Source organism: Sulfitobacter sp., from assembly GCF_036960155.1.
Lineage (GTDB): Bacteria > Pseudomonadota > Alphaproteobacteria > Rhodobacterales > Rhodobacteraceae > Sulfitobacter.
The window spans coordinates 18,726-38,925 of the sequence record NZ_JBALWB010000015.1; the positions used below are offsets into that span (position 1 = coordinate 18,726).

The 20,200-nt window shown below is 55.8% G+C and carries 21 protein-coding genes and 1 pseudogene; 10 read left to right on the forward strand and 12 right to left on the reverse strand.

All coding sequences use genetic code 11. From position 1 onward, the window contains the following. Positions 1-195 precede the first annotated feature (195 nt). Genes V7775_RS20980 through V7775_RS20990 form a run of 3 tightly spaced genes read right to left on the reverse strand, consistent with a single transcriptional unit; the run spans position 196 to position 3,583 of the window. Positions 196-2,529, reverse strand: a complete 2,334-nt coding sequence (locus V7775_RS20980; RefSeq protein ID WP_335753884.1) for a heavy metal translocating P-type ATPase — start codon at positions 2,527-2,529, stop codon at positions 196-198. A gap of 60 nt (positions 2,530-2,589) precedes the next feature. Then, positions 2,590-3,279 (reverse strand): TVP38/TMEM64 family protein, encoded by a 690-nt coding sequence (locus V7775_RS20985; protein ID WP_335753885.1) that lies wholly within the window; start codon positions 3,277-3,279, stop codon positions 2,590-2,592. Between the two features lies 1 nt (position 3,280). Beyond that, complete coding sequence (locus tag V7775_RS20990) at positions 3,281-3,583, reverse strand: DUF302 domain-containing protein (RefSeq protein WP_335753886.1); 303 nt, start codon at positions 3,581-3,583, stop codon at positions 3,281-3,283. Between the two features lie 242 nt (positions 3,584-3,825). Between V7775_RS20990 and V7775_RS20995 the strand changes: the two genes are divergently transcribed. The 3 genes from V7775_RS20995 (at position 3,826) to V7775_RS21005 (ending at position 6,575) form a co-directional block, all read left to right on the forward strand. Then, positions 3,826-4,197: an SHOCT domain-containing protein gene (locus V7775_RS20995; protein WP_335753887.1), complete on the forward strand. Its 372-nt coding sequence runs from the start codon at positions 3,826-3,828 to the stop codon at positions 4,195-4,197. A 74-nt stretch (positions 4,198-4,271) separates the two neighbouring features. Further along, entirely contained in the window at positions 4,272-5,684 is a 1,413-nt protein-coding gene (locus V7775_RS21000) for a multicopper oxidase family protein (RefSeq protein ID WP_335753888.1), read from the forward strand. A gap of 45 nt (positions 5,685-5,729) precedes the next feature. Continuing rightward, entirely contained in the window at positions 5,730-6,575 is an 846-nt protein-coding gene (locus tag V7775_RS21005) for a sterol desaturase family protein (RefSeq protein ID WP_443070152.1), read from the forward strand. Between the two features lie 663 nt (positions 6,576-7,238). On the opposite strand, the gene V7775_RS21010 is transcribed toward V7775_RS21005, so the two are convergent. After that, positions 7,239-7,394, reverse strand: a complete 156-nt coding sequence (locus V7775_RS21010; RefSeq protein ID WP_335753890.1) for a hypothetical protein — start codon at positions 7,392-7,394, stop codon at positions 7,239-7,241. Between the two features lie 91 nt (positions 7,395-7,485). On the opposite strand from V7775_RS21010, the pseudogene V7775_RS21015 reads away from it, so the two are divergent. Continuing rightward, positions 7,486-8,148 (forward strand): annotated as a pseudogene (locus tag V7775_RS21015) (IS6 family transposase); the annotation flags it as partial. A gap of 163 nt (positions 8,149-8,311) precedes the next feature. On the opposite strand, the gene V7775_RS21020 reads toward V7775_RS21015, so the two are convergent. The 6 genes from V7775_RS21020 to nthA are packed head-to-tail and all read right to left on the reverse strand — an operon-like array spanning position 8,312 to position 13,496. Beyond that, complete coding sequence (locus V7775_RS21020; RefSeq protein ID WP_335753891.1) at positions 8,312-9,907, reverse strand: gamma-glutamyltransferase family protein; 1,596 nt, start codon at positions 9,905-9,907, stop codon at positions 8,312-8,314. A 24-nt stretch (positions 9,908-9,931) separates the two neighbouring features. After that, a complete protein-coding gene (locus tag V7775_RS21025; protein WP_335753892.1) occupies positions 9,932-10,873 on the reverse strand; it encodes an acetamidase/formamidase family protein in 942 nt (313 codons plus the stop codon). A gap of 17 nt (positions 10,874-10,890) precedes the next feature. Further along, the gene (locus tag V7775_RS21030) at positions 10,891-11,853 is read right to left on the reverse strand and encodes a Gfo/Idh/MocA family protein (protein WP_335753893.1); all 963 of its coding nucleotides are present in this window, start codon (positions 11,851-11,853) and stop codon (positions 10,891-10,893) included. A gap of 2 nt (positions 11,854-11,855) precedes the next feature. Beyond that, positions 11,856-12,212 (reverse strand): nitrile hydratase accessory protein, encoded by a 357-nt coding sequence (locus V7775_RS21035; protein ID WP_335753894.1) that lies wholly within the window; start codon positions 12,210-12,212, stop codon positions 11,856-11,858. Continuing rightward, positions 12,202-12,855, reverse strand: a complete 654-nt coding sequence (nthB, locus tag V7775_RS21040; protein ID WP_335753895.1) for a nitrile hydratase subunit beta — start codon at positions 12,853-12,855, stop codon at positions 12,202-12,204. The genes V7775_RS21035 and nthB overlap by 11 nt, the downstream gene beginning before the upstream one ends. Next, positions 12,855-13,496, reverse strand: coding sequence for a nitrile hydratase subunit alpha (nthA, locus tag V7775_RS21045; RefSeq protein ID WP_335753896.1), 642 nt, complete (start codon positions 13,494-13,496; stop codon positions 12,855-12,857). The genes nthB and nthA overlap by 1 nt, the downstream gene beginning before the upstream one ends. Positions 13,497-14,231: 735 nt before the next feature. Between nthA and V7775_RS21050 the strand changes: the two genes are divergently transcribed. After that, on the forward strand, positions 14,232-14,600 hold the full coding sequence (locus V7775_RS21050; RefSeq protein ID WP_335753897.1) for a hypothetical protein: 369 nt from the start codon (positions 14,232-14,234) through the stop codon (positions 14,598-14,600). Positions 14,601-14,629: 29 nt separating this feature from the next. Here the strand turns inward: V7775_RS21050 and V7775_RS21055 are convergent, their stop codons facing one another. Together V7775_RS21055 and V7775_RS21060 are read right to left on the reverse strand one after the other, a co-directional pair. Then, on the reverse strand, positions 14,630-15,397 hold the full coding sequence (locus V7775_RS21055; RefSeq protein ID WP_335753898.1) for a hypothetical protein: 768 nt from the start codon (positions 15,395-15,397) through the stop codon (positions 14,630-14,632). Positions 15,398-15,538: 141 nt separating this feature from the next. Further along, positions 15,539-15,817, reverse strand: a complete 279-nt coding sequence (locus tag V7775_RS21060; RefSeq protein ID WP_335753899.1) for a hypothetical protein — start codon at positions 15,815-15,817, stop codon at positions 15,539-15,541. A gap of 594 nt (positions 15,818-16,411) precedes the next feature. Between V7775_RS21060 and V7775_RS21065 the strand changes: the two genes are divergently transcribed. Genes V7775_RS21065 through V7775_RS21085 form a run of 5 tightly spaced genes read left to right on the forward strand, consistent with a single transcriptional unit; the run spans position 16,412 to position 20,187 of the window. Then, positions 16,412-17,038: a lytic transglycosylase domain-containing protein gene (locus V7775_RS21065; RefSeq protein WP_335753967.1), complete on the forward strand. Its 627-nt coding sequence runs from the start codon at positions 16,412-16,414 to the stop codon at positions 17,036-17,038. Beyond that, positions 17,035-17,325, forward strand: a complete 291-nt coding sequence (locus tag V7775_RS21070) for a TrbC/VirB2 family protein (protein ID WP_335753900.1) — start codon at positions 17,035-17,037, stop codon at positions 17,323-17,325. The genes V7775_RS21065 and V7775_RS21070 overlap by 4 nt, the downstream gene beginning before the upstream one ends. Before the next feature lie 9 nt (positions 17,326-17,334). Further along, positions 17,335-17,613, forward strand: a complete 279-nt coding sequence (locus V7775_RS21075) for a type IV secretion system protein VirB3 (RefSeq protein ID WP_335753901.1) — start codon at positions 17,335-17,337, stop codon at positions 17,611-17,613. Then, the gene (locus tag V7775_RS21080) at positions 17,603-19,966 is read left to right on the forward strand and encodes a type IV secretion system protein B4 (RefSeq protein ID WP_335753902.1); all 2,364 of its coding nucleotides are present in this window, start codon (positions 17,603-17,605) and stop codon (positions 19,964-19,966) included. The genes V7775_RS21075 and V7775_RS21080 overlap by 11 nt, the downstream gene beginning before the upstream one ends. Continuing rightward, the gene (locus tag V7775_RS21085; protein WP_335753903.1) at positions 19,963-20,187 is read left to right on the forward strand and encodes a hypothetical protein; all 225 of its coding nucleotides are present in this window, start codon (positions 19,963-19,965) and stop codon (positions 20,185-20,187) included. Before V7775_RS21080 ends, V7775_RS21085 begins: the two co-directional genes overlap by 4 nt. The last annotated feature ends 13 nt before the right edge of the window (positions 20,188-20,200 follow it).

The window sequence follows — 20,200 nt, forward strand, 5'->3', positions numbered from 1 at the left end:
CTTTTCCACAAATTGAAAAAGCTGACATTAGATCCATCTACTGCAACGGCAACTTTGTCCGCATTGCCGCCTCTCGCCTTCCGATTTGGCGGTGATTTCGTTTGCAACCGCAGCGAAAGTCGGCTTCGAGCCCAAAATGCAAAGATTTTGCGACGCGGCGAATGTTGGTTTCAGCTCTTCCACAGATGTTCTCCTCTAAAGATCAACCCGCCAAAGGCGAAGCGCGTTACTGATGACGGAGACGGACGATAGGCTCATCGCGGCCGCCGCGATCATCGGTGAGAGTAGAAGGCCCGTGACGGGGTAGAGCAACCCCGCCGCAATGGGCACTCCAAGCGTGTTGTAGGCGAAGGCGAAGAACAGGTTCTGCTTGATGTTGCGCAGGGTCGCCCGCGCCAACTTGCGCGCCCGCACAATCCCCATCAGATCGCCGCCAAGCAGGGTGATCCCGGCGCTTTCCATCGCTACGTCGGCACCGGTACCCATGGCAATGCCGACATCGGCGGCGGCCAGCGCGGGCGCGTCGTTCACGCCATCACCTGCCATGGCAATCTTGTGACCGTCCCTCCGCAATTGGTCGATCAGGTCCTTCTTGTCTTCCGGCAGGACGCCTGCACGCACCTCGTCGATGCCGAGCTTGCCCGCAACCGCCTGCGCCGTGCGTTCGTTGTCGCCCGTCGCCATGATGACGCGCAGCCCCTGGGCGTGGAGTTCCCTTATCGCCTGCGCAGTGCTGTCCTTAATCGGGTCGGCCACGGCCACGATGCCCACCAGCGCCCCATCGACCGCGATGAACATCGCTGTCTTGCCCTCGGCGCGCAAGGCATCGGCCTGTGCCTCGGCAGCACCCGTGTCCAACCCCATTTCTTGCATCATCGCGGTGTTGCCAAGCGCGACGGCGCGTCGACCGATCTGTCCGCGCACGCCCTTGCCAGTGATGGCCTCAAATTCGGATGCATCTTGACGCGCTGCGCCCGCCGCTTCAGCCCCTTCAACAATCGCTTCAGCCAGAGGATGCTCGGACCCGCGTTCAAGTGCCGCGGCCAGCGACAGCAGGTCTGTTTCGGCTATATCCCCCAGCGATACTGTGTTAGTCAGCGTCGGCTTGCCCATGGTCAGCGTGCCAGTCTTGTCTACGATCAACGTATCGACGCTTGCCATGCGTTCCAACGCCTCGGCGTCCTTGATCAGCACGCCCGCCTGCGCTCCGCGTCCCGCCGCTGTGGTAATCGAGATCGGCGTGGCCAACCCCAGCGCACAGGGGCATGCGATGATCAACACAGAGACGGCTGAAGCGATAGCAAAAACCAGTGCGGGTTCGGGTCCGAAGATCATCCACATCGCAAAGGCAAAGATTGCGGCACCCACGACCGTTGGAACAAATATAGCTGAGACCCGATCCGCCAGTCCCTGAATCGGGGCACGAGACCGCCGTGCGTTCGACACCATGGTCACGATCTGCGCCAATACGGTATCAACACCTACTTTGCCCGCTTCCATTACCAGAGAACCGTTCTTGTTGATTGTGGCGCCAGTCACCGCATCGCCGGGGCCTTTCTCGACGGGCATCGCCTCGCCAGTCAGCATGCTTTCGTCCAAGCTGGAACGCCCCTCGATCACCGTTCCATCCACCGGGACCGCATCACCGGGGCGCACACGCAGACGATCGCCCTCCATGATGTTTTCGAGCGGCGCGTCGTATTCATTGCCGTCCGGCAGGATCCGCCGCGCGGTTTTGGGCGCGAGGTCCAAAAGTGCGCGGATCGCGTCACCCGTACGTTCGCGCGCCCGCAGTTCCAGGACCTGACCAACAAAGACCAATGCTACGATCACCACCGACGCCTCGAAGTATGTGCCGACGGCTTGGCCCATACGATATTGTTCGGGGAAAAGGCCCGGCAGAAACGTGGCGAAGATCGAATAGAGATAGGCTGCGGAAACACCAAGGCTGATCAGCGTCCACATGTTTGGCGAGCGGTTCACAACGGAATCCCAGCCCCGCTTGAAAAATGGCCATGCCGCCCAAAGCACAATTGGCGTGGCCAGCACAAATTCCAGATAGCTTGTCATCTGATGCCCGATCCAGTCGCGCACCGGAAGGCCAACCATTCCTCCCATTGTCAGGACGATCAGCGGCACCGCCGCAGCCGCCGAGATCCACATTCGGCGGGTGAAATCGGTCAACTCCTCGCTCGGCTCGTCCGTGGGCAGCATCGGCTCAAGCGCCATGCCGCAGATCGGGCAGGCCCCAGGCGTGTCGCGGATGATCTCAGGATGCATTGGGCAGGTGTACTGGACGTCGGCGGGTGCCGCCTTCGTCTGTTCTGCGGCCCGACCCGAGGCGTAGTGCCAAGGGTCGGCCTTGAACTTGATTTGACATCTTTCAGAGCAAAAATGGAAAGTCTCGCCTTCCAAATCCGCGTGTCGCCCGTCGGGCTTGACCGCGACCTCCATCCCGCAAACCGGGTCCTTCACCGTCTTGGTTCCTGTCGGTATTTCGGACGCAGTGTGATGGTGATCGTGGTTCATGGTGTGCGAACCTTTCTGATTCTATCGTAATATAGCGCCTCCAGGGACTGGAAGCTCAAGTCATTTCCTTTGGTGGTCGGGAGTTCCTTTTTCAGGTTGTTTCCGCAGCGCCACCCAGAGCAGCGGCAAACCGGTCACAAGCCCGAGGCCGAGCACCGCCCATGTCGCCCGTCCGAGATCTCCGCTGACCGCCTCGCCACCGAAATGAGCGAGCAGGAAGCTTGTCGGAATGATGCCTGCCAGTGTTGCAAGCGCGAAGCGCCAAGAGTTAAGTTTGCTGAGCCCTGCCGCGTAGCTGATTATGTCGAATGATACGAATGGCATCAGGCGACTGGCCAAGACTGTCGCCGTCAATGCGGTTTGCGACCCAAGCAGACCGGCATCAACCCGATCACCAAACACCCGTCGCAAGACATCATGCCCCAGAATTCGCGCCAAGCCGAACGCGATCAGCGCCCCGAGCTCGGCACCGATCACGACCTGCACCGTCCCCCAAAGATGTCCGTAGGCTGCCCCGGCGGCCAGTGCGATCGGCGCGCTCGGGATCGGGCTGGCCACGACCGCGACCGTCATAAGAGTGACGATCACGACAGGCCCCCAAATGCCTGCGCGCGCCACCAGCATATCGAGACGCTCGGCGTCCAACAGCCCACGGACCTCGGTTAACACCGATGGCGCGAACTGCCACATGCAGAGCAGGGCGATCCCGAGGATCGCCATTCCTGACAGGATCGCGGTGCGCAGACTCATCTCAGATCGCCTCTACGGACTTCGCCATAATGTCTCGGACCTTGCCCGCAACGGCTGTAAATTCACTGCTTTTTATCGCCTGCATCGGCGCCACCGGGTCGATCCCGATCGCCTGATGCGCCACCTTCGGGTTGCAGGTACCGATATTCCGATAGGCCGGCATCTCGACATCGAGCTTCATCTTCAATTTGACGTCGACCTCGGTCAGTACGCCGAAGCCATGGTCGGCAAGGGCTTGACGAGTGCGGGCGTCAATGTTGTCGAAAGTGGAGTCTTTGGACATGTGATTGATGGTGTATCTCACTGAAATGACATCCTTATGGGTGAGTTTAGAAGACGCTGGCCCGGAAAGACTGCACCAAAAAGTGTCTTGCGCGGCCATTCCAATAGAGTCGTCGCACGATCCGCGCCCGCGTATCTGAGCAGCATGGTATAGTACTTCGTCACTGCCATCTTGATACACATCAAGGTCTGCGCGCCGTTTTGCTCATATAGTCCAAACGCAATAAGTGGCCGCAGTCGATGCCGCGCAAAAGGAGTTACAGGATGGAATTTAGGAATAAGGCGATTGTCCCGAGCATGGCAGGCGCACTCTGCGTCGCAGCGACTTCGGCGATGGCACAGGTTGGGGAAATCACGAGTCACAACGGCTTTTACGATCATGGACATGACATGATGTGGGGCGGTAGCCAGTGGGGAGGGTTTGGAATGATGCTTGGGCCGATCTTCATGATACTTATCGTGGTCGGGATCGTTGCCGGGATAATATATCTCCTGCGCCTGTTCGGTGCAGTCGGTCCCGCCGTAAACAGTCACGCTGCGCACGATCGCGCCTTGTCGCTTCTAAAGGAACGCTATGCCAAGGGTGAGATCGATTCGACCGAATTCACTGAACGCAAGAAGCTTCTGGCTGAATGATACGTGATGCGTCCCACCCTTGCAGGACGAGCGAGACCATGGCGATGCTTCAACCCAACCCTTGAGAGATCGATATGAAAAGACGCCAGTTCCTAACTTCGACCTCCGCAGCGATCCTGACCGCTGGCGTTCTTTCACAAGCGCCGGTCCGACGCGCCTTTGCGCAGGGACAAGCTCCGCCAGCGCGCCTCGCCATGCCGCCTCTTCTTGATACGCGGGCGACGGGGCGGCTGTCCCTGACGACGACGTCAGGCAGCAGCAGCTTTTTCGGCGGGCCTGCCACACCGACGGCGGGCTACAATCAGGGGTATTTGGGCCCGACCATCCTGATGCAAAACGGCGATCTCGCGGCCGAGGTGAAGAATACTCTCGACGAGCCCATCAGTACGCATTGGCACGGCCTTCTGGCCCCCGGAGAGCATGACGGCGGCCCCCATCTTGCGATTGCACCCGGTGGCACATGGCAGCCCGAGATGACAATTGCACAGGATCCGGCAACGATCTGGTATCACTCGCATATCCATGAACGAACTTCGGAGCAGGTTTACTTTGGACTGGCCGGAGTCATCCACGTGACGGACGGGCAGGACGATGCGCGGGGTCTGCCCTCCACATACGGGATCGACGATCTGACGCTCGTTTTACAGGATCGACGCTTCGATGCATCGGGACGCATGGTCTATAACCCGTCCATGATGGACGTAATGCACGGGTTTGCCGGGAACCGGATGCTCGTCAATGGTCAGGCGGGCGCGACGGGTGTTGTGCCGCAAGGGATCGTGCGCTTACGCCTGCTGAACGGCTCGAATGCCCGCATCTACACGCTCTTTTTCGACGATATGCGCGTGATGCATCTGGTAGCGACGGATGGCGGTTTCCTCCCCGCGCCTGTTTCAATCGACACTCTGCGCCTTGCGCCCGGTGAGCGAGCCGAGATCCTTGTCGATTTCTCCGGTGACAAAGCGCCGATATTGATGAGCGATCCGGGCCAAGCCTACGGCGTCCTGCAGTTCGAGACTGACACGACGCTCGCCACCCGGATTACTCGCCTGCCAGAACAACTGGACGGTGCACTCGAGAACCTGTCGGGTGCCGAGATTGCAACCACCAGGCAGGTCTCGCTCGACATGGGCATGGGCGGCATGATGATGGGTGGCGGTGGCTTTGCCATCAACGGGCGCCCCTACGAGATGGATCGGATCGATTTTGAGGTCGCTCAGGGAACCGTAGAACGCTGGCAAATCCGCAGCAGCATGGTCGCGCATCCGTTTCACGTCCATGGCGTGCGGTTTAGGGTCGTGACGGAGAACGGCGGCCCTCCGCGACCCGAGAACACCGGCTGGAAAGACACCGTACTGGTGCCTGGCGAGGCCGAGATCCTCGCCCGGTTCGATCAGCCCGCAAGCCGCAAGGCACCGTTCATGTTTCACTGCCATATCCTCGAGCATGAAGACGCTGGTATGATGGGCCAGTTTACCGTTACCTGACGTTCGCGCCGTGCGGACCGCAATACGAAAGCTCCAACAGAACCGATGACAGAATCCCTTCTTGCCAGTGAACCGCAACTACGACTCATCGTGTTTCTCGGCGTTCTCGTCGCTATGGCCCTATGGGAACTTGCAGCACCCCGGCGTAGGCGAGAGATTCCGCGGGTGATCCGCTGGACGAACAATCTGGGACTTGTGGTGATTGATACCATAGTGTTGCGATTAAGTTTCCCGATCCTTGCGGTTGGATTGGCTGTGATTGCTCAGGACCGCGACTGGGGGCTGTTCAATGTCATCGAAGCGCCGGGGTGGGTTGCGGTTCTCGTCTCGATCGTCGTGCTTGATTTGGTAATCTATCTGCAGCACGTCATGTTCCATGCGGTGCCCGTGTTGTGGCGGTTGCACCGTATGCATCACGCTGACCTCGAGTTTGATGTCACCACAGGCTTGCGGTTTCATCCGGTTGAAATTTTGCTGTCGATGGGGATCAAGCTGGCTGTAGTTATGGCTTTGGGCCCGCCTGCTGTGGCAGTGTTAATCTTCGAGGTCCTGTTGAACGCAACTGCGATGTTCAACCACTCCAATATCCGGCTGCCGATACTTGTAGACCGTTTCCTCCGCTTGATTGTGGTCACGCCAGATATGCATCGCGTCCATCATTCGATCATACCAGAGGAGACTAACAGCAATTTTGGCTTCAACCTTCCTTGGTGGGACAGGTTGCTTGGGACCTACAAGGCGCAGCCAAAAGCGGGCCACGAGGAAATGTCGATCGGTATCGAGCAGTTCCGGACAACGCGTGACTTATGGCTTGACTGGATGCTGGTTCAACCGATCAAAGGCTCGGCAAACGGCTCTCCGATCAATAGTGAGGCGCAAAAGAAGCCTTGATCGAAGTTGCTGTCGGTCGTGTTTTGATCACCAACTGCCTAAAGTGTTCGAGGAAAGACAGATCGTAAGACACGGTAGACTTGCCTGTATGCCGTTCGGCATGGCAAACTGACCCGTTCTTCAATCCATCGCAGTGGAAGAACGCTTGGTCGAACTATAACGAGCCACCATGCAAGAAGCAGACATTGGCGCAAGCGCAGCGAATTCACACTTTGTCCGCGTAGCAGACCTTAATACCTCAATAATGCTGCAGCAACGTATCAACGTCTGCTTCGGGGAAGCTGCGTCGCAGCGTGCGGGGCCAACTCGAGCGGTAATTTTGGGCCGTTCGCGTGACTTTGCAAAGTACGCTTTCTGCGCAAAGCTGCCGTCGGTGTGGCGCGCAGCGAACGTCCGCAATCCGCCCTTGTTGTGGTTTGCTGCAATGCTGCACACATCGAGACCCCCTGCCCTAGCACTTAAAAACCACCCAGCATTTCGCACCGGAAATATGCACCAGCCAAATCACCTTGATCCTATGGCTCGGCTGAGTTGTTGCAAATATCATGCATTTCGCAACGATCCCCGATAGCAGTCACTCGCGCATCGTGCAGCGAAGGTCTCGAATGAGCCCATTCTGACGGATGCTGCGGTGACGACGAATGGCAGCTTAGGCGTCATTGCTTAAGGGTGTAGCACAACCAGTTCACCTTTTCGGTCTCCGAATGGAAGACGGCGCACGCCCATATAGCATTTTTGAAATGCCGAATTGAACCGCCTAACGCTACCAAAGCCCGCCTTGAAGGCGATATCCGTGATCGGCAGCACGGTGTCATCCAAAAGACGCTTAGCCCGCCCGATGCGCAGCGTCTGCGCCGTCTGTAGCGGGGATGCGCCAACCTAATCTGAAAACAGCCGTGACAGATGCCTTGCTCCGAGCCTGCGCGATGTCGAGGATATGTTGGCGGAACGGGGCGTAATCGTCTCGTATGAAAGCATCCGGATGTGGTGCCAGCGGTTCGGAACGCAGATAGCGGCCAAGATCCGTCGCGATCGTCCGACGCCTGCCGGCAAATGGCACCTCGACGAGGTTGTCATATTAATTCGAGGGCAAAAGCATTGGCTTTGGCGAGCGGTCGACTCCAACGGAGACGTGCTGGAGATTCTGATACAAAACCGCAGAAATGCGCATGCTGCCAAGCGTTTCCTGATGAAACTGATGAAGCGATGGGGTGTGCCACGCGTCCTCGTGCCCCCCTCTCGTGACATTGCGTTCGCAATGTACTGCCGGGCAGTGGACAAACTGCGCAGCTATGGCGTGGCCGTCCGTGACCTTTGCCCAAGCGCCGATCATCGCTCCCACAAGGGTTTGAACAACAGATCCGAGGCATCACATCGACACACACGACGCAGAGAAAAAATCATGGGTCGTTTCAAACCCCCACGCCAGGCGCAGCGTTTTCTATCCGTCCACGATCAGACCACCACCATCTTTCGCCCAAAGCGCCACCGCCTTTCCGCAGCATCCTACCGCCAATCTCGGGCTGATGCGTTCAGCCTGTGGAACAACTATGCGGCTGAAATGGCTGCCTGAACCGGACACGGACCCTGATCACGTCGCGACATAACAACCTGACAAAGCCGACGACATTGTTGCACCCAATCCGCTAAGACAAAATGCTGATCCATGCAACACGGTCGGCGGTAAGAGAAATTGATCTAGATAGAGTTTCGGAAGAGCGGAATTTATCAGCTGATCAGAAACCCATTGCGGCCCCGTCTTTGCGGGGATCAGATCCTGCGGCGTACCCACCTTCTTTGAGGCGACAGATAAGTTGTGCGCCGCCAAAGCCAAATGCATTGTCTGGCGCTTCGAGCGACAGGATATGACCAAACACTTTTAACGCCTCCAGCGTTGTGTCGTCCATTGTGTCTTCGCAAGCGACCTCTAAACCCTCGACGAAGCGCCAACGTGGCGCATCAGCGGCCATTTGCGGGTCTTGCCCCCAAACTTGGGTTCGCAGAACCATCTGGACATGGCCTTGCGCTTGCATCGGTCCCCCCATGACACCGAAACTCATGAGGGGGCCGTCTGGACCCATCAAAAAGCCAGGGATAATGGTCTGAAAGGGGCGCTTGTTTGGGCCAACCCGATTGGCACTTTCGGGATCAAGAGAGAACCCAGCCCCACGGTTTTGCAGCGCAATGCCGGTGTTTGGCACGACAACGCCAGAGCCAAAGCCCGCGTAGTTTGACTGAATGAAGGACACCATCATCCCAGATGCATCCGCCACAGACAGATAGACCGTGCCGCCGTTTTTTGGTGCACCTACGCTGAAATCTTGCGCACGCGTCTCATCGATCAAGGCCGCACGACTGGCCAAATATGCATCATCCAAAAGGGCCTGCGACGTGACGTCTATCATATAGTCTTGGTCCGCGACGTAGGCTTCTGCATCCACAAGGGCCAATTTCATAGCTTCGATTTGGAGGTGAAACGCCAACGGGTCGTCAGCCTCAAGATCGCGGATCGCGGTGTGGGACAGGATGCCCAAAGCCATCAAGGCGGCAATACCTTGGCCATTGGGCGGGATTTCGTGCAGTTCGACATCATCGAATGTCTTGGATATGGTACCGCACCAATCTACAGTGTGTGCGGCCATATCGTCTTGGGTCAGTGCAGCACCGTGTTCAGCGGCAAAGTCACAAATGGCCTTGGCCAATGCGCCTTTGTAAAACGCCTCTCCTTTGGTTTCAGCAATCAGTCGAAAGGTCTTTGCGAGGGGCGCATTGATAAAACGTGTGCCAGCTTTTGGCGGTTTGCCACCCGGCAAGAAGGCATCTGCAAAACCGGGGTAGCCGTCCAGCGTCTCCACTGCATTTTGCCAAAGTTGGGCGATGACGGGCGTGACGATGAACCCGTTCTCGGCATAACCGATTGCAGGCTCAAATAGCTCCGCAAAAGGCAGTTTTCCGAAACGATCCGACAAAGCGACCCAAGCCGATACAGCACCCGGTACTGTGACGCTTTCCCAACCGCGAAAGGGCATAACTTCGTGATCGCTAAACCGTTCGGGAGTCCAACCCGCAGGGGATCGCCCAGACGCATTCAGACCGTGCAATTCCTTTCCGTCCCAGACAATCGCAAAAGCATCTGATCCCACACCATTGCCCGTGGGTTCCACCAAAGTCAGGGTGATTGCGGTCGCAATTGCGGCGTCGACGGCATTGCCGCCCCGCATGATCATGGACAGCCCCGCTTGCGATGCCAAAGGCTGTGATGTGACCACAATGTTTTCTGCCAAGACCGCTGAGCGGCGCGACGGATAAGTGTGGTTGGCACGGATTTCCATAGAGATGTCCTTATTTTTAGTGCTTTAGTGTGTGTCTATGAGATGTTTCGCCATCATCATATGCACACCTTTTTCGCGATTTACCGTTTGAGTAATCCGCAAATCCCCCGCAAGGCTACACAACATATAGGCGTCTTCGCGACTGATCCCTGCCCGCTGCGACACAAGTGTGATCATGTCGCGCAACGCCATTTCTGCGCAGCGATCAAGGTCAGGGTTCATGCCCATCGTGATGTAGTGGGTTGGGGTTTCGGCCTGCGGATAAGACAGACCCCGACTCTTCAAAACGCTCAGTCGAAAACGCCCCTGAAGTGCCGTTTCAATCGCCGTGACGCAGACCTCGCCATCGCCTTGCGCGCCGTGTCCGTCTCCACAAGAAAACAGCGCGCCTTCGGCAAAAACCGGCAGAAATAGCGTCGTGCCTGCGACAAGTTCTTTGTTGTCGATATTGCCGCCATGAACCCGCGGCTCAATCGTGGAAATACGGCCCCACGCTGGCGGAGGAGCCACGCCCATCACGCCAAAAAACGGGGCGAGTTTAAGCTCCAAACCCCAAGGCAGTGTTGCGACGCCGCGCTCTGCATCAAGTGGGATGATGGTTTGGTGATGGTTTGGGAAGTCACCCGGCAGCGTGCCTTTCAAAGGTCCCAAATAGTTAAAACCCCAGTCCTGCCGCAATGAAACGTCCAAAATGTCGACTTGCAACACATCGCCCGGCATCGCACCTGACACGGCAACTGGACCGGTTAAGATATGCCCTGGAGAGGCAGGCTCACCAGCAGCGTGCATTTCTAGCAGTTCAGGTGGCACATGGAACCCATCGCCGGGGAGGTTCTTGGGCCCGCCTGAAATCGAGTCGATTACGATCTCATCGCCGCTGGAAATTGTCACGGCGTGTGGCAAGGTGGCGTCGAAAAAGCCCCAGTGGCAGGTTTTTGTCGATGCTTTCAAGGTGGCGTGTGTCATAGGTGTCCCCTCAAATTTTAGGCGTGTGTATTCAGGATACGTTCAATCAGGACTTGCACCCGCAGCGCTTCGTCGATTGTCGCCAAACGGTTCGGTTTGTTTTGGACACATAAAACAAGGTCATCCAGCTGCGCTTTTAGACCCGTTGCCCGTGTATCGGCTGGTTTGTTTCCGATTGGTACAAAATCTCCACCAAAGGACACCGCATCATCCGCGAAATTCGAAATACGTCGACTGGTTTTGGATCCCTTGACGGTCACCTCTTGCCTATCGGGTTGCGCGCCACCAACGCTGCCCATGATCGTGACGGGGAGGCCCTGCGCATTGATCAATCGAGCCGCGACATGGGTTTCACACAGATCGCCCTGTGTCGGGTAATCTGGTTGCGTCCAAACAAGGTCAAGGGGGCCGAGGATACGTTCGCTAAAGAACAAGAAATGCGAGATCACCTCGCGTGTCATGCCGCCCTCATCGCGAAACCGCAGCCAATCCGCCGTTTTTTGCCATGCGCGGGGCCAATGTGCATAAGTGACGACAATATCGACGCCCATAAGGTCGCCCATATCACCCGCCTGTGCGGCCTTCGAAACATCGGTCAGGGCGGCCCCAGCGGCTTGCGTGAAATTCACAGCCGTAGGGACTTTGGACAGCGTCAGGTTTCTAACCAAATCGCGGCTTTCGCCGACATCAATGCCAAGCGGCTTTTCCAGAAACACCGCTTTACCCAACGCAGCGGCGATCTGCGCGTAGGCTTTTCGCGGTGCAGGGGGGCAGGCAAGATAAACCAAGTCGACCGGTGCAATCGCCTCTTTTGCGGAAGCCGCCAGAAGTGCCGCGGGGGCCAAACCTTGGGCCGCCTGACATGCTCTGGCATCCGGGTCCCATATTGCAGAGACCGTGAATGCTGGGTGCAACGTCATATGTTCAAGCATGCGCTGGCCCATAATCCCCAAGCCGATAATTGCTACATTAATAGTCATATCTATCTTTCAGTTTGGGTGAATTCATCGTTGGGTAACACGACGGGCTCACCATGTGCCGTGGTGCTGTAGGCGCGTTCCCACGCGGACTTGCGCATCGAAAGGGCATCCGGTGACAGCCCGCCTTTGTCCCGGCACAACCCCTCAAGCGCAGTCAACGCACAGTTGAAATAGGTGTCTTCGGTATCGGGGTCTTCGCGCGCTTCTGCCGCTTGCAGCGCAGCCCCAAGGGATTGCGCCCAGTCTTCAGCACCAAAGATGCGCGCGTTGATCAATTCGTCTGCCATCGCAAGCACTTGGGCATGCCAAATCTCGGAGAACCCATTTGGCGGTGGGGACAACGTGGCATCAAGAGACATCAAGGTAACTTTCCCATAGATCCAAGCGGACTGTGTCGATGTCTGATCCCGCAGCGCCCCATAATGTGCGAGCCGTAAAGACAACGGTATAAAGATGTTCTGGTTGCGTGATCCCTTTGGCATTCAAATCGGGCAATGGGACGGGTCCGTGATGCGCAATTATTTGTCCCGTTCGGCCCCGTGCGTAGGCAGGCAGCCGCGTGTGATCTGCGTCGATATCAACTTTGGTGTGTACGTTTTGCCCGATATCAAAGATCGGTCCTGAGGGCGCAGTCCATCCGGCAGCGCGCCCGCCGGTGCGCACAGTTTCCAGCACGTCCGCAACGGATTGCGCGCTTGGTGGCGGCACGAGTGTCTTGGGGTGTCCCGCGATGACTTCATCCGTACTGCATAGATCAGACGTGATAAAACCTGTGCTGTAGGTCAGCATCCATTTCTCAAAATATGGGATGTTCAAATAAACCGCTGGATCGATCCGTTCCGTAATATGGCGCCACCAATCGCCGGTCCAGTCGCTGGCCTTGCATGTTTGTGCAATGGCCCACATGCGGGCTTCCCAGTGGTCAAGTTGCACATGGCCTGAATGATCAACCGCCACGGGGCCGTATCCTTGCTTCCCGCCTAAATCGTGGATGCCATCCATTACACAGGCCCCAAACTCAGCATACGCTGTGTTCCAATCATTGAATTGCGCGTGACAATTGCGGCCAGCTGATTTTCATCCCAGCCGTCAGTTCCTGCAGGGCGTTCCGGTATCACGATATAGCGTTGCAGCGCCGTACTGTCCCAAACATGAACCGCCGTATCTGCCGGTAAATCAACACCGAATTCCTGTAGAACCTGACGCGGTTCACGCACCGCCCGCGCCCGGTATTCCGAAGATTTGTACCAAGCAGGTGACATGCCGAGAATCGAGAATGGATAGCAAGAACATAGCGTACACACGACCATGTTGTGAGCCTTGTCGCTATTGGCCACTGCGACCAAGTCGCCTGTCGCATGCCCTTCAAAACCAAATTCTTTGATCGCCTCCGACGCGTCTTCAAGAAGTCGCACACGGTACGACGTGTCCAGCCACGCGCGCGCAACAACATGTGCTCCGCGCTTGGGACCAATATGTTCTGAATAGGCCTCGACCCAAGCATCCAACGTTTCAGAGGCGACCATGCCGCGCTCGACCACAAGGCTTTCAAGCGCCTTTACACGAAGAGCAGGGTCTGATGGCATGTGGCTATGAAGGTGGCGATGGACGAGTGCGGCCTCACTACCGTCAAATTTAGTCAACGCTTGCATCCTCTTCTTGTTTTGTCCGAGACTAACAGGGAAGTCTGATTATACCAGTCTGGTTGTCGTCACGCAGTTTAATGTGAAGTCACAAACCGGTTATCCGCTCGATTGGGGCCAAAAATGCGTGGTGTGTCGTCGCTACCTAGGTGTCGCTTCAGTAGAGCAAAGCGACTCCAATCGGCCGATGAGTATAAAAACTGCTCAACCAAACTGGATTGATCTCGAAGCCAGCTTTGTTTGTTGAATCGAATTTACTGAAAGCAGCCATTGGCGTAGATGCAGCTAAGGTCGGTTTTGTCCGCACTGTGTGGGTTCGTGAACAGTGCAGCGAAGGTCCTGTTTGGCCTTGGTGCAGCGAAAGAGCACCTCGGTCCCCTGCCCATCCGTGCCTACAAGCGTGCTCTGGCCCACCAGAAAAGATGAAGCCACATCAACAATGAGCCCGGATAGATACGATATCAGGAAGTCGTCCTCGTTCTCAGCAGGGATCAGCGTTGACCCGGACACGCTTCTTTCGAGTGAAAAACAAAAAAATGGTTGCCACACCCACCAAAATCCAAATGTGAATTCTTTCGTATCACTTGGAAATCTGCCCACTTGATGGTTAATGCTGTCTGAGACACAACAGCATCGGGTGTCATACTACCTGCTCGGTGACAATATTATAGCTAAGATCAGACGATGGGGCGCCTTAAGAACCAAAGTCTTGAGTAGAACGGGAAGAGGTTTGGTGTGAGCAGCATCCAAGACAACGAAGCACCAAATGTGATTACTGAGACACGTTTCCGCACACTAATGCAAAGCGGGTACCTTGCGGAGGTCTATTGCCAATCTTCCGCCTACAACAAGAGCGCGGTCTGGTACGGCAAGTGGGTAATCCGGATCATCGATGAGGACAGAACATTTATGAAGCTTTTGGTCCCAGCACGGTCGATGTCAGACAAACATGATGAAATCAGAATTCGCGAGTTTAAGACGGCGAACGGTTTGATATCTTTCCTCGCCAGCATGGGGTGCACGCATGCCAATGTACCACTTCAAGAAGGTGGGGTTTCCACTCACACATTGCCTGATGAGCTCCTAACCAAAGATCAGGACTAACAATACATCGAAGCTTTCGCCCAAGCCTCTCAATAGTTGACCTGTTCAAAACCGTAGTTCCCCTCATAGTCGCTCCATTCGACAAAGACGGAGCGATGCCAGATCGACGGGCAGTTCAACCCCCAACGCTCCGTTCCGACATGTGCAACCGGCAAGTCAGCGATACCTGCACGGCTCCAACGGTAGTCACCTTGGGTGCCATAAGATCCGAGCCGAACTCTTGCTGATCTTTCACAGTCACCTTCGCTTCCAGCCTCCCTTTGGTTTGCTTGGACATCAAACACGCGGATTGACCGCACAAAGTTGAACTCTTGACCGCTTATATCGATGTCAGCTCTGCCCGTCCCGTCACTCAGACCTTGGACCAAGTTCAGGATTGCGGCTTCGGGCAATCGCGCAGCAGGACCGCCAGCCAGCCTCAGAACCGCAGATTGTGGAATGGGATCAAAATCGCCCGCAGGGCTGTTTGGCAATGACTGTACCCGCGCATCCTCCATTCTGAACAAGATATCGTAGATACGATCAGCCGTCAGCGTTTGAGGATCTGTTGTGTAAGCCGCTCCCATAGGACAGCGCCAGATTTGAAGAGGCGGCTCCACGGGCCAAGGCGTTATGCGTCGGATGAACTCGGCGCGGGCTCGGGCACATGGTACTGACGCAGGCCATCCACCAGAGAGGCACAATAAAATTGCGCAGTCTATTTGATAGCTTTGTGCTTGGGCTCGATCTGGGACAGCAATCAAACTGATTGCCCCTACAATCAATGAGAATGCCGAAGTGCGCAGAGAGTTAAACATGGGGGGCTCCATAACAGAATGATGCTATGCTTATTAACACGATATTATAGTATTGTTAGGTAAAAGGTATGAACTCTATTATCCGTCTTTGCATGGACGTTCCAAACCGAGCTCAGAAAGAGGTCCCTGTGAATATTTCTGTTACTCAGCCATTTCCTGAACGAAGCGACCATATTCTTGGCTAACTTCCTGCGCCTCGGTGAAAGCACGGGCACGCTCGCCCTCCATGCAGCGAAAGTAATCCTGCACCTCGCTGATGTAATTCTCAAAATCTAGGCGAATGAGGTCTTCGTATTCTTTGGCAGCCGCAGGATCGCTCGGTAAAAAAGGGCGAACAGGCGCAAGGCAGGTTTCCGCACCCGCTTGCGAACATGCTGCAATCAGCAAGACTGTAATGCCCCAAAAAGTCGTGATGCGCATGATACCTACCGCCTTCTCACTGTTTTAATGGGTACTTTTCAATGGCAGCGATTACTTGCCAAACCTACTCAGGGTCTGAATACGCTACGATCTTATAGCTTGATGTCAATATTATAATATTGTATTGAAGCGGAACCGAAAACCGGTTCCGACCTGCCAATAGCAATGAAAGTGCAGCAATGGGCCCAGAGTTAGAGAGAGAAACGCCCAATGTGGTCACAGAAGCCCGTTTCAGATCTCTCCTGCAAAGCGCGTACCATGCTGAGGTCGTTTGCAAGTGCACCGCCGAGAACAGGAGAGCCGTCTGGTACGGAGAATGGATTATTCGGGCAGTCGACAGTACTCAAAAGCGCGAGAAGCTCTTGGTATTGGCCCACCGGCGGTCAGGCGATGCAGACGAAGTGGTCCCTAGAACATTTAAGACAGCAAACGGTCTCATCTCATTTCTCTACAGCATGGGTTTCGCCCAAATCAGTATCCCGCTTTTTCAAGGTGGCCGTTCATCCCAAGTTCTTACACGTTTCCCTTCAGCATCTAACCGTCGCTAGCGCCATCGGGTTCATGCTTGTTAGCAGTGGCGCAACTGCTCAAGGCATGGTCTTGGTTATGCAGGGTGACGGCTCTCTGACAGAATCGGCTTCGCAGAACAATTTTGCCAGAAATTACAACGACGGAGCCGGGCAAGGAACTGCGTCAGAAGAGCTGCAACTGTTCGGCCAACTACCTGAAGAAGCAGCGTCTGCCAACGAAGGCTTCCGTGTTGCCTCAGTTGCTCCACAACGCATCGCGCCTCGTCCAGAAATACTGGCTGCAATTGATGAGACGGCCCTGCGATATGCAAGCCACCCTGCCCTACGTCGGACTGGCCTCTCAGTGACGGAATGGCGGCTGTTGTTCCGCTCAAACATTGAAATTGAGAGCGCGTACAACCCTAGTGCCCGCAGTCAGGTTGGTGCCATCGGGTTGGGCCAATTAATGCCAGAGACCGCCTCAGATTTGCGCGTCGACCCCCATAATTGGCAACAGAACCTTGACGGGTCTGCGCGGTATTTACTCATGATGCTGGAGCAATTTGGCGACCCCCGACTGGCACTGGCTGCATACAACGCTGGACCCAACGCAGTCGCCCAATACGCAGGCATCCCACCTTACCGAGAAACTCAAAATCACGTCAGCCGTGTGCTGGCCGTATTCAACAGGCTTGAGGGAGAAAACTCATGAGGCCAACCACAACAAAAATTGTAACGCTTTGCACCCTGTTCTTGATGGTCGCGCAGCCTGCCTTGGCGCAGTCCATTGACTTGTCCCCCGTTCAGAACGTCCTGCAAGGCATCGTTGACGCTATTACAGGACCGCTTGGCATCGTTATCGGCACACTCGCATTGATCGGCGTATTCCTGTCATGGCTCTTCGGCATTCTTGATTTTCGGCAAGCCCTTTGGGTTGTTGTGGCCATCGCCGGCATCGCTGCGGCTCCCACAATCGTCGCCGCAATTTGGACGACATAGGGGGCCCGAATGGCTGAACAGTCTCGTCTTTTTCTGGGCCTCCTACGACCTCCCAAACTGTTGGGCCTGCCCATCATGTATGCGATGGTCTGGTTGTTCGGATCTGTTCTCATTTTCTTGTGGATTCAGCATTGGGTGGTCGCCGTCATAGCGGTGATCACCTACCCCCTTTTGTGGAAAGCCGCAGACTGGGACCCCAATTTCTTAGATGTGGTTGCCACAACGCTGCAAGAAACACCCCCAACAGCCAACCGCAAAATCCACGGAGGCGATAGCTATGCCCCGTGATACTGATTTTGACCCTCTCACCCTCTTGCCCAACTGGGTAAAGAAAGAAAAAGAACTGGCCCACATGCTTCCGTATGTGAGCCTCGTAGATGACTTTACCGTTCGGACGCGTGGAAACGAAATATTCCAGTGCATCCGGTTGGAGGGCGTGAACAGCTACACCAAAGATGATGATCACCTCGACAAGATCCGCGCGCTGTTCGCGTCTATAATTGCTCAGACCGGCCCAGAGTTTTCATTCTACGTTCACAAAGTTTCCAAAGCCATCGACCCGGCCTTGGCAACAATTGATGGCGACGACTTTGCCGCCACGGTAGATCGGAACTGGACAGAACTCCTCCACGGCAGCGGGTTGCGTGATAAAACTCTGACACTCACGGTCAGCAACCGCCCCCCTCTCGGCTCAAAAATTCTGTTCAGCAGCAAGAAGTCTGTCCATCAGCTGAAGGAGCAGACTGCAAAGCGGATGCGCCGGTTGGCAGAGGTTGTCGGGTTTCTACAGTCTACATTCGCAGACATGTCTCCTCGGTTGCTGGCTGCCTCCGAGGGCGAGTTGTTGGGCTTTCTTGGCGGATTGAATACCGGCCAAGAATTACCACTCTTTGCATCCTCAAAATATGGATACCTGGCGCAAGACCTAGCGAACGCACGCATTACATTCCGCGGAGCAACCTTTGAGGTCTCTGACGGAGCGGTTGGCTCACGGTTCGGAACCAGTTTCGCCATCAAGAATTATCCCGCAAAAACATCCTGCACGATGTTTGATGAGTTAAACCTACCTGTCGACATGGTCGTCACCCACTCCTTCACGCCGATCAACAGCAACCTCATGGCTGGACGGATCAAGAAGCAACAACGCCTCATGCGTGCCGCTGAAGACGGCGCAATCTCGCTGGAGGCAGAGCTGATTGATGCCCTTGATGATCTGGAGTCAAAACGCCTGAGTTTTGGCGATCACCATATGAGCGTGACCGTATTCGCATCGTCCATCGACGATCTTGCGTCCATTGCAGGCGAAGTACGAAACACCGCCGCGATTGAAGGGGTAAACTTGGTCAATGAGGCGTTCGCCGCCCGGACCCATTTCTTTGCCCAGCATCCCGGTAATGCAGCAAAACGCAGCCGGAAGGCCGCTGTCACCAACAAGAACTTTGCTGATTTTGCAGCCTTTCATCGGACACCACTTGGAAAACGCAGCCACGAGGTCCCTTGGGGAACAACAATCACGATGTTTCCCACGCCCGAGCGGTCCGCACATTGGTTCAATTACCATGAGCAAGGCTCACCTGACAAAGAACCTACTGGCGGCCACACACTAATCCTTGGCCGCCCCGGCTCGGGCAAGTCGGTCCTATCAGCATTTCTGATGACCCAAGCACGACGAGCGAGTGCGCGGATCTTCGTCTTCGATTACCGCCTCGGTATGGAAATGGCTGTGCGGGCGAACGGTGGCCGCTACGCGGCAATCAACGCGGGTCAGGCAACAGGCCTTAATCCGCTATGGACCGAAATTGATGAGCGCGGGCAATCTTGGCTTGCCGACTGGCTAGCCTCCCTCCTCTACCGCGCCGACAAACCACTCACCCCGGCACAGACCAACCGCATCCAAGAGGTCGTTCGGCAAAACGCATCTGCCTCTGACGCTGATCTACGCAACTGGCACGATCTCGCATCCCTGTTTGTTTCTGCCGATGACGACGGCGATTTGCATGAACGCTTGCAGGAATGGACGGCTGATGGCCGCTGTGGCTGGATTTTTGGCCAGACCAAAGAAGACACATTCTCGCTTGAAGGCGATGTAGTCGGGTTTGACCTCACAGGCATCTTGGACAGCGAAAGTGAAAAAGAGCGAATGGCCGTCCTGTCTTATTTGTTCCGTCGCGTCGAACGTGTGATCGAAGACCGCAAGCCAACAATCATTATCATCGATGAAGCTTGGAAGGCCCTCGATAACGGATATTTTGCCGAACGCTTGTCCAATTGGCTTGTTACTGCGCGCAAGCAAAATGCGGTCGTTGTGATGATGACCCAATACGCCAGTCAATTGGAACGAACCCGCACGGGTAGGACCATTGTGGAAGCCGTTCCCACACAGATCTTACTGCCCAACATTCGAGCGAACGCGTCCGACTACGCGATGCTCAATCTTCAAAGCAAAGAACTCGACCTGCTGCTGAACACTGGCAGCAATTCTCGGCTCGGGCTCGTCAGGGACGATGAAGGCTCGGTAGTAATTAATGCCGACCTCAGTGCCTTGGGTCCGCTGCTGACCATCCTTGGCGGGATGGAAAAAGGAGAACAATTGGTGGGTGCCGACTATCGCCAACACCCCGATTTTTGGAGGACTTCATGAAACGAACCACTTTGATCATATTGTGTGCTTTTGGCCTTGGAGCCTGCGGTGACTACCAAGGACCGAAGGCAAATTGCTTTGAACGAGACGTCGTTGCGCGATCAACCAACAGCTTGAGCTTCCTTCAATCACCTGGTGGCCGCGTCTCGACCAGCACCGCGCCCGCTGCCGATTGCAACTTCGTTGCTATCGACGCGCCGACACAAACCGAAACACAGTAATGCGTGCATCCTT

Coding starts and splice junctions, on each gene's coding strand:
- V7775_RS20980 (WP_335753884.1), bottom strand. CDS start 2,529: ATGAACCACGATCACCATCACACTGCGTCCGAAATACCGACAGGAACC.
- V7775_RS20985 (WP_335753885.1), bottom strand. CDS start 3,279: ATGAGTCTGCGCACCGCGATCCTGTCAGGAATGGCGATCCTCGGGATC.
- V7775_RS20995 (WP_335753887.1), top strand. CDS start 3,826: ATGGAATTTAGGAATAAGGCGATTGTCCCGAGCATGGCAGGCGCACTC.
- V7775_RS21000 (WP_335753888.1), top strand. CDS start 4,272: ATGAAAAGACGCCAGTTCCTAACTTCGACCTCCGCAGCGATCCTGACC.
- V7775_RS21005 (WP_443070152.1), top strand. CDS start 5,730: ATGACAGAATCCCTTCTTGCCAGTGAACCGCAACTACGACTCATCGTG.
- V7775_RS21020 (WP_335753891.1), bottom strand. CDS start 9,907: ATGGAAATCCGTGCCAACCACACTTATCCGTCGCGCCGCTCAGCGGTC.
- V7775_RS21025 (WP_335753892.1), bottom strand. CDS start 10,873: ATGACACACGCCACCTTGAAAGCATCGACAAAAACCTGCCACTGGGGC.
- V7775_RS21030 (WP_335753893.1), bottom strand. CDS start 11,853: ATGACTATTAATGTAGCAATTATCGGCTTGGGGATTATGGGCCAGCGC.
- V7775_RS21035 (WP_335753894.1), bottom strand. CDS start 12,212: ATGTCTCTTGATGCCACGTTGTCCCCACCGCCAAATGGGTTCTCCGAG.
- nthB (WP_335753895.1), bottom strand. CDS start 12,855: ATGGATGGCATCCACGATTTAGGCGGGAAGCAAGGATACGGCCCCGTG.
- V7775_RS21055 (WP_335753898.1), bottom strand. CDS start 15,397: ATGTTTAACTCTCTGCGCACTTCGGCATTCTCATTGATTGTAGGGGCA.
- V7775_RS21060 (WP_335753899.1), bottom strand. CDS start 15,817: ATGCGCATCACGACTTTTTGGGGCATTACAGTCTTGCTGATTGCAGCA.
- V7775_RS21065 (WP_335753967.1), top strand. CDS start 16,412: ATGGTCTTGGTTATGCAGGGTGACGGCTCTCTGACAGAATCGGCTTCG.
- V7775_RS21070 (WP_335753900.1), top strand. CDS start 17,035: ATGAGGCCAACCACAACAAAAATTGTAACGCTTTGCACCCTGTTCTTG.
- V7775_RS21075 (WP_335753901.1), top strand. CDS start 17,335: ATGGCTGAACAGTCTCGTCTTTTTCTGGGCCTCCTACGACCTCCCAAA.
- V7775_RS21080 (WP_335753902.1), top strand. CDS start 17,603: ATGCCCCGTGATACTGATTTTGACCCTCTCACCCTCTTGCCCAACTGG.
- V7775_RS21085 (WP_335753903.1), top strand. CDS start 19,963: ATGAAACGAACCACTTTGATCATATTGTGTGCTTTTGGCCTTGGAGCC.